Source organism: Bacteroidota bacterium, assembly GCA_030706565.1.
Lineage (GTDB): Bacteria > Bacteroidota > Bacteroidia > Bacteroidales > JAUZOH01 > JAUZOH01.
Genome location: JAUZOH010000253.1, coordinates 1 through 5,672 on the forward strand (window position 1 = coordinate 1; position 5,672 = coordinate 5,672).

Genomic DNA, 5,672 nt, shown 5'->3' on the forward strand with positions numbered 1-5,672 from the left:
CAACAGCAATCTTATCGTGCGCTATGTCCTTATCGGATACCAGATAATCCAGGCAGCGGCTGGCTCCCCAAGCCCAGGCAGCAATGGCTCCCCATGAATCTGCCGACCGTCCGTTGTCCAGCAGTACGTGAATACCATTTTGAAAATGATCGTCAAAATCCGGATCAACATCCGCATTATAAAAGGCGGCTATGGCATAGCCACGGGCAAGAACTTCTTCAGCAGGCCAAAACTCACTTTTATTTTCACGTGTAAAATCGATATTTTTAGGCGGACGGTTGCACACCAGTAGAAAAACAGGAACAGGTCCGTGAACTTTGTTTGGGATGAAGACTCCCAAATGGATGGTTAGTGATTTATTCTTAGCACTGATGGTAATATCAACAAGTTTCAAGGTAGCCGCACCGTTCATGGCCCCTCTATCCTCCTTCACCACCTTGATGCTTTTTCTATACGGGGTGGCTGGAACACGCCCGTATACCTGAGAGGTGAATAGTTCCAGCAGCTCGGGCCGACGGAGTTTTAACCATTCATCTTTTTGGCTAACCTTCATCCCTGTCGAAGTGGTCAATACATCCGGTAAGGAAAAAACAGGAACCTTCCCTTCATCATAATTTGTCCCCGGTTGTTGTTTTGACAACTGCTCAATTAATTTCTGAGAGGCATGCCAACTTTCATTCTCCTGGGCTGCCAAAGGAGATAGCTGAAATGACAGAAAAAGAATGACAGAAAAAGCTATTTTATGAAATGGTATCTTGGAAAATTCATATTTGTATTTCATTTATTCAAGGATATTAAATCATTGTATCTCAACTTCTGCATTTTCAACTTCCGGAACAGAAAAGAAGACTCTTTTACCAACTTTCTTAACAGGAAGAATAGTTTGACTGGAACCCTCGTGAAGAATAACTTTTGTAATATTGGCGCTTGCAACAGAAATCCGAGTAGGCTGATTGCAACTTACCCGGATAGTTTTGCGATCGATGATGAGATTAACCGCTCCTTCTGCTTCAGGATATACAGAATAATCTCCATAACTTAATTCTTTACCCTTGCCCAGATACAAGGATGATACTTTATTCCCGGTTAAGCCAACTATTCCGAAATATCCCCGGAACTTCCAAAGATTATCCGAAAAAGTTTTACTGTTATCAACTGACTGAAAAATCATCTGGCTTGAATTATCCTTAAGGAAAACCTTCAGGGAAGTAAAGTCTTTACCATCGTTGCGGCTGGCTAGCGAAATATGGTCGATTGTATATGCGTTTTCACCACGGTACGGTTCGAATACCACTACAAAGGGTTTGCTGCCAGCTTCTTTTTCAGTACGAACAGTAAAAACCGGAAGGGTTTTGCCACTGTACTGCTTTCCCGAAGTTTTTGTTTTCGGTGACATCGCCTGGTAATAAGTCCGGCCTTCATTCCCGGCAATTAAAGCCTGCAGAAACAAATCGCTTGAATTTGCATCCCTGATTGAAAAGCGTGCAATTATATTTCCTGAATAATTATCCAACTTATGGACATCGGTAAAAAAGCGAAAGCCGGGATAATCCTTCCCGCTTAGGGGATAAGAAGTTGAAACCGTGTTTAACGGTTCGCGTTTTTCGCTCAAGAAGGAGAGTTGATCGCCAATGTTATGGTAAACATAATCGTTGCTCACCGAATTATCGGAACGAAAAACATCAATATAATAACCACTTGTTTCAGAAGTTCTGACAATAGAAAGTGTACGTGACTGATTGGTGCGGGTCGATTTGTCAAAGTAACGGGTATCGGTAAACGAATATGCAGGGGATACGGCTTTTTCGTCGGGTAAAGGCTCCATGGCTGCCAGTTCAATCTGCCCGATATTTTTAGCCCCTGCTGTACCGCTAAAAGGTACAGAACTTGAAGAACCGGCAGCAACAACAGTATTATGGGCTGCCCATTGGCTGTAATAATTGCGGTGCAACGGATGCTCATAATTGGGACCTGTTCCTGCATCAATGCCCAATACATCTCCCAATCCATACAATTCCATTGACATACCATTGCAATGATTATGGTTATAAGTTGCCCCCTGCACTCCAACCATCAATCCGTTTTGTACATCCATTCCATTACGTTGCAGAAAAAACCGTGCAAAATCCAATTTCCCGGTTCTGGGCCATTGATAAGTTGTGGTTGCTTCCGGTAATCCGGATAAAAAGCACAACAATCCCAGATAGCCTGATTTTTCCCTTTGATATATACCCCCTTCAATGAGTTTTTTCATCGAAGCCAGCATTTCGGGCAATTCAGGCCGGTTGTATTTAATAGCCCCGATCAATCCTATTTCCAGAGACTCACCACTTTGCGAAGCCCTGCCGGTATCACCAAAACCGCCATCAGTCAGGTTTGGAAACGAATATTTGAGCATGGCATAGGATGCTTTGAGAAGAGCAGGGAAACGGCGGAATACATCATATCCGTTTTTTTCAAGTGCCAGTGATGCCAAAAGCAAGTTGCTTACCGGATAATTGTGATAACCTCCCGGCTCTTTCCAGTGCCCGTCAGGAGTAAGCCATTTTTCAACTGTCGAAGGCAATGCCAGCTGGCCACAGCCTCCATTCATAGTATCTTTTTCCAGTATAAACTGAAGGTAATAGTCCCTTTTCTGCTTATTTTCCAAGCTGAGCGCGGCAAAAACCATGGTGGAACTTTCAGCTGCATACCAGTTGTTATTATAGTAACCCCGGAATGCAAGAGTGGAAGCAAAAGTTTCAAAAACCTTCTCATACCAATGGAGATCGTATCCATTTTGCTTCATGAACGGTTTAACAAAATCATAGGCTAAAATTATGCTGCGATAACTCTGATCACCCAAAGTTTGCATATCCAGAAATCCTGTACGGCAAGGCCCAACAATCGGCTCCTGATAATAGGCCCCTTTGGCCCATTGTTCAAGTATGTCAGCAGCAAACCTGGCATACTTTTCTTCCCCTGTAAGCCAGTAAACGATGGATGCCTGAAGCACCAAATCGTTTATATCCCCGTTGATCTCTGTTATAAAACCCTGTGGATCAACCCATTCTTTTTGTCTGGTTTCGGGATTATAAAGGTGCATCAAACGGGATGTATCGTTGGGAACCAATTCCTCCAGGGTCGGTTTCCGGTAAGAAGTCCCCTTTTCGGTAATGGGAGACCTGAGATAAGTTGAAACCCTGACTGTAGGTACAGGAGCATCGCCGGTCCATCTGACCAGACGAAGTCCTGATTGATCAGAATAAACTGTTGTATACCGTTTCCCCGGAATACGGTTCATCAGGTAACGGCTTAAAATCCAATCTTTATCAGTCTGATGCCGGTCAACATAAACCGAAACATTTTTCTTAAAATCATCAAAAATAGCCCTGGCCCAAGCCTGTTGCTTCACTTTTTCAAGAACGATTTGTTTATCGTTATCATTTACCAATATATGCGGAAAGTTTTCCTGCGCAAAAAGAGTAAATGACAGGCTCAAGGCCGCAATGCATATACATATTTTAATTATCAACTTCATGATCTTAATTTTGGTAAAGGTTCATACTGATGGTTTTTCCTGCCTCATCGCCTTTGGGAAAAGAAACAGTTACAATTGATTTACCTGATTCAAAAGCCAGGTTAGTTGAAGCATCTTTGGAAAGAAATTTTCCTTTAAGAGAAACCTGAACCTGCACTAATTTCTGGGTAGGATCAGAAACGGAAATTTTTATTTGTCCCGATTCCTTTTGGAGCATAATAATACAAGGTTGGTCTACTGCCACACCTCCAAAGACGTCCGCTTTACCTGCCTTATAATAAACTATCCCGGCCAATGACCCGTCAGTCGACACAACAGACTGCATATTTTCGTCATTTTTAATAATCCTGAAAGGATTTGCGGTTTCCAGCTTTTTCATTATGCTGATTGTAGCATCCGGAACCAACACATAAGCATAGGTTTGAGAAGAAGGATTAACTCCATGGTCGAACCAAAGCTTAAAAACACCGGTTTTAATTGGAACATCCTTATATCTTGAGGCTACCCTATTCCACGATCCTTTTACAACCTGGGGTTCGAGTTTTAAATTTCCTCCGTTGGGGAAAAAATAGCCTGTCTGGTTATGAAGGATCCAACGTGGATTTGATAAGTCTACAGAAGTATTGCCCATTACCTGTTCACTTTTAGTTTTAATGATAACCTTGCCATCCAACAAGGTTTGGTTTACCGAGGTGGTTACAGGAAAGCCTTGTGCAGAGCTGATGCCTGCCCCCAGGCATATAATCTGGCCATTAAAAAGGAACCAGGATTTTTTTGCCATTAGTCCGTCTCTGTTATAATCCATTGCCGCAACACCTATCTTCCCGTCAGAAACCCCACCAACAAAGTCGCTTGCAATACGGTAACCTGAAGCCGTGAGTACGGGCAATTTTCTGTTGTCCTGCTGAGTGGTCGTTCCCGGTATTTTCTTCCAGTCCCAGTAAGGAAAAATATTTTCATACTCCTGCCCTTTTTGGTAGAAATAAGTTGCCCCATCTCCCAAATAATAGCCCTGAATATTTTCGGAATTACAGGATTCTGCTCCAATAACCCTTTTGGAACACATTTTTACGGAAAAATAATAATCGGGACTACGTTTTACCTGAAAATCGGAACGCCAAAAATGTTTGTCCCCAACGAGGTTCTGATATTGCATAGCTTTATTATATTCTCCTGCAAATGCAGGATCAAGGGTTTGCATTTTTTTATAGGAATAGGCCAGGCTCCTGGCCTTCTGTGCCGGAGAATTAACAAAAAGTTGTCTACCGCAGGCACTGATATCCATCCTGTTTTTCCAGGTCACCCACTGCTGCCCTTCCAGAAGATAATTACGCAAGATGGCCATTTTTGTTTCCTCAAACTGAAATGGCGTATTCCTAAGTACAGAGATCCATTTGATCATGCTTTCCACGTATGCCAATCCATAATTTCCAAATTGAATCTGAGGGCCGTGCTGATGAAATGAGCCGTCAGCCTGAATACCCTCCTGCATGCTTACCTTCATTTCCTCCTGAATAGATGCAGAAGCTTTGCGTATTGTTTCCACATCGCGCAACAGCAAGGATTTTAGCAATACGTTACCCGACAGCCATACCTTGTTCTGTCCGGTCATCCCGATTTTTGCACGGTCCAATATTTTTATTCCTTTTTCTTTTTGCTCCACCGAAAGCTCATCCTCCATCAAAATCATGATTGGAGCAAGTGTCATGGGAACCCCTATCTGAGGATACCACCAGTTGGGACACTGAAAATCGTTTTGAAACCAATAATCAAGAGCTAACAGAATTTTGGCAGAAAGTTTCGGATCATGGAAATATTTCGAATTACTTGTCTGGTATGCTTTTGCCATTTGCAAGGCATTAGTGAAATGATCATTAGGTTGCCAGGCACCCCGTTGTTTACTAAGATAATTTATGTCCGGCCAAAATCCCTTATCATTCAATTCCTTGCTGATTTTCTCAATGTTATTTTCATTACTAAAATCACTTAAAATATCATTGATCACATTTTGATGCAACTGGGCCAGGTCGTCAGAATAACTACTTTTTATTTGTGAATATCCATTGGATAAAATTGAAAAACAAAGGAAAGACAAAACCAAATACCTACTTAAAAATTTCATATTGAAAATGTTATTATGTTATCAAAAAGA

Annotated in this window: 3 protein-coding genes; all 3 read right to left on the minus strand. The window is 42.0% G+C overall.

Annotation, left to right across the window (positions count from 1 at the left end):
- The coding region (locus Q8907_11895; protein MDP4274971.1) for a hypothetical protein at nt 1–781 on the minus strand (781 nt) is incomplete at its 3' end.
- Between the two features lie 18 nt (nt 782–799).
- Nucleotides 800–3,520, minus strand: coding sequence for a heparinase II/III family protein (locus Q8907_11900; GenBank protein ID MDP4274972.1), 2,721 nt, complete (start codon nt 3,518–3,520; stop codon nt 800–802).
- A 4-nt stretch (nt 3,521–3,524) separates the two neighbouring features.
- Nucleotides 3,525–5,642, minus strand: a complete 2,118-nt coding sequence (locus Q8907_11905) for a polysaccharide lyase 8 family protein (GenBank protein MDP4274973.1) — start codon at nt 5,640–5,642, stop codon at nt 3,525–3,527.
- Nucleotides 5,643–5,672: the final 30 nt, after the last annotated feature.

Excerpts from the sequence above, each read along its gene's own strand:
- Q8907_11900 (MDP4274972.1), bottom strand. The coding sequence starts at position 3,520 with ATGAAGTTGATAATTAAAATATGTATATGCATTGCGGCCTTGAGCCTG.
- Q8907_11905 (MDP4274973.1), bottom strand. The coding sequence starts at position 5,642 with ATGAAATTTTTAAGTAGGTATTTGGTTTTGTCTTTCCTTTGTTTTTCA.